Raw genomic sequence first — 3,651 nt, forward strand, 5'->3', positions numbered from 1 at the left:
ACCTCCTAATAACTATAAATTATTTGGAGGTTTTGAGTCGTATGTATTTGTCAAATCAAAAAACTACAAAAGAAAATATACTAATTGAAATTCAATCTAATCAACAGTTATTTTTAGTAGCGGGTTCCTCTGGCACGGGAAAGAGTTTTATAATGAATCAAATCAAGAATGAATGGGAGAATGATCCAGAGCAGAAGGTTTTGCAATTAATTGGTGAAGAGTACTCAACTAATGTTGAACTACAACCATTCAATAAATGTTTCATTAATAATGAGTTAATTAAAAAGAATTTTTTTCGAAAAAAATCAAAAACTTCACTATCTAAACTAGCTCTCTCAGTACCAGTAGCGGGAGAGTTTTTAGAGCATACAATCTTACAACTCATAACAAGAAAAGAAAAAAAAGTAGAAGAACTAAATGCATCATTAACAAAAGAACAATTAGACACAATAAATAATATATCATATTTACTTTCAAGAGATAAGTATATTATATATATTGATAATTTGCATTGGTGGGATGAATCCTCATTAGAGTTATTGCATGAAATGATAGATAGAAGAAATACCAGTATGAATTTTCTTAAAGATACTATTTTCATAATTAATCTTACAACAGATCAGGTTAGCCAACACAATGAATCTGTCCTGCGGATAATCAAAAAATTTGATTTTATACATTATGATTTGAATAAGATTGATAAAGATAACTTTCAAAATGTTTTAATCCATTTTGGATTGACAAAGACAATTGATATTAAAATTATGGATTTACTTTACAAAGCTACAAATGGACATTTGCACGTAATAAGAGAAATGGTGAAATTCATAAATGATAATGAAATTTCAGACTTATTGGATTATTCCAATGTCCTAAAAGAAAACAGCTTGAGTATTCTAATTGAAGAGCGTTTAAAAAATTATGGAGCAGACTCAGTAGTTATTACTGAAATTTTAAAATATGCATCCATTATTGGTCGTTCATTTACTTTTTTCGAATTAGAGAATATGACTAGATTTAGTGCTGATGAAAGAGAGAAAAACAAATTTAATATAAAAAACTACATTGCTAAAGCTAACGAACTATCATTAGTAGAAAAAGAAGAGTCTGGTGCCTCTTTTGTTCATGAAATTGTACGCGAGCTTTTTAAATTGAAATTAGGTGACAATAAATCATCGTATTATTATGCAGCAGCTGAATGCCTTAAAATTGTTAGACCCACTCAGTATCTAGCGCGTGCTCAGTTTTTATTACAAGCGGGGCTTATGAAAGAAGCCGGGATTATGTACTTGCTAGAATATGTAAAGAGATTAAGGATGAAAGAATTTTATGACTCTAGTTTTGAAAATGAAGTTCAATTACATGCAAACGAATTTGGTGTTTTATATGTTCAAAGAATTAAGAAAAGTTATGAATTTTATCATCAAGAAGAATACAATAATTGTATAGAAGAACTTAACAGTATTGAATCCATATACCCTTCTCCATTATTGGCGGAAAGAGACTATCTGCTTTCTATAAGTTTAAGTAAACAAATCAGGCTTGAATTCCGCGAGAAATCTGTTAATTGTTTGGAACAATACTATAATATAGAAAGTGTTGATGGAGAAGAAGAGATTTGGACAAGAGTTATGTCTGCCCTTATTGCTTCTTATGTACATGTCAATGATGCTAAAAATGCTAAAAAAATAAATAGAAAATTATCTATACATTTGGGTGATCGGGTGTCTTTTGATATTAATGCTCCCAACAAAATCAACATTTTGAGAAGAAAATCCGGAGCTGTTGAATCGACTAAATATGCTCTCCGCTCAACAGAGCAAAGTGTAGCTTATTTTGAGCCACAAGAAAATACTAATGTACCATTGAACCCTTTGGAGTATTATATGGCTTTGAATAACTTCGCAGCAAATGCTTTAGTGTGCGGTCAGTTCACAAAAGCGTTTAATACTACTCTCAAAGCACTAGAGTTATTGAGGGATTTCCCACAAATTAATTTCCCAAGAGGGGAAATTATATTAAATAACTTTGTTCTAAGTGGCTTTTTGTCTAAGAAAATTTCTGCTAATCAAGGAATAAAAGTGTTTCAAGATTTATTTGAAAAGAAGCAATTGAAACATTCCGACATGATATTAATGCAGATTAATTTAGCTTGTTTATTTGCAATAAACGAGAATATTGAAGATGCCAGAAATCTTTTGCGAAAAGTAAAGCAAATATTAATAGAAAGAAAAAATGTAGAATATTATTATGAATATTATGTAGAATCAAATCTAATGGTGGTAGAGTTTTTAGCTGGAAATAAATTAAAAGCTTTAGAGATATGGGATGATATCAATGATAAATGTCCTGTAATTGGTGATAAAGATTACTATGAGCGCAGGAATGAAGTCATAAAAACATTATTTAATAACAATATTCATTCCGACGGAAAAACTTGGCTAGATATGCTACTGCCATACCGAGAAACAACAGCAGATGAAGATGACATTGATTTATGGGAATTTTACGGTAAAGGGTATCTTTTCTCCGATATGCAATTTTGGTCAGAATCCTAGATTTGACAATTTAGTACCTATTAGAACAGCTAACATTTCAGAGTATGAGTAGTTCAAGTGCTTGAAAGCATGGAAAAATGCACTATGATGAACAATATGAGGGTTAGTTGCTATGTCCGTAATGAAAAATTCATTTTGCGTATTTATCCTGTAATCAATTCTTCCGAAACCTTGTATCCCTAAGATTGTAATAGTTTCTTTAGAGGTTTTGATAATCTTTTGGCATAAAGCATGATCAATATCATTAAAGTTATAATACTTATAATCATCATTTTTTCGCTTATCGTAAGTTAAGATGTTATTTCCTAAAAACTCTTGATCTGCTATTTTTATTCCCATTGGCAGCAAGCAAAGTGGCTCTGAACTATTAATGATAGGAACCTCTACTTCAAAACCTTCAATAAATTGTTGAATTATAATATCCTGCTGGTAGTGAATACTCATTTGCTCAATCATATCTTCAGTCTCAGAAGAAAAATTAAGAATGTTATTCTCATCAATTCCAATACTTGCAGATTCATTATTTAATTTCACAATTACTTTGGAGTTTTGAGGTGGTCTATTTTCATTAATCCATTTTGTTTGTTTCGTATATAACCAACTATTGGGTGTAGGAAGGCCGTGATGCGCTAATATGTTTCCAGAGTGATACTTATTTCTACACAAGCTAACAACATAAGGGTTTGAGTTAACATATATAATATTATTTAAATCGCAAAAAGCAGGTATTAATGATTTTCTTCCAACTTTATCTCCTTTCTGTGCCATATTAAAAACAATAGTTAGTTTATTATTTATTAAGTGTTTCTGAGAAAGGATATACTGAATGAATTCCAATTCATCATAAAAAACTTTTGGTCGAAAGCCGAATTTTAAGAATCCTTCTTGTAGTTCTTCAAGTTCAAACTCACTAAGAAATTCGGAAGTGATTGAATAATTTTCGTAATCATTAAAATCAGTAGTAACACCATCTACATTGGTTACAATAAAGAGATTGATAGTATCTACATTTTTCTTTGAAATCTCAATAAAATAGTCGAATTTGTCTTTCAACACAACAAAACCTCCAAATAATTTATAGTTATTAGGAGGT

The 3,651-nt window shown here is 30.1% G+C and carries 2 protein-coding genes; one reads left to right on the plus strand and one right to left on the minus strand.

Annotated features, from left to right (window positions below; translation table 11 throughout):
• Positions 1 to 41: 41 nt before the first annotated feature.
• On the plus strand, positions 42 to 2,558 hold the full coding sequence (locus WH37_RS32935; protein ID WP_046234906.1) for an ATP-binding protein: 2,517 nt from the start codon (positions 42 to 44) through the stop codon (positions 2,556 to 2,558).
• Here WH37_RS32935 and WH37_RS32940 read toward each other — a convergent pair.
• Positions 2,547 to 3,651 (minus strand): ATP-grasp domain-containing protein (locus tag WH37_RS32940; RefSeq protein WP_231594470.1); only part of this gene is annotated, 1,105 nt, incomplete at its 5' end. The genes WH37_RS32935 and WH37_RS32940 overlap by 12 nt on opposite strands.

It is taken from the genome of Paenibacillus algorifonticola (assembly GCF_000971975.1).
Classification (GTDB): domain Bacteria; phylum Bacillota; class Bacilli; order Paenibacillales; family Paenibacillaceae; genus Pristimantibacillus; species Pristimantibacillus algorifonticola.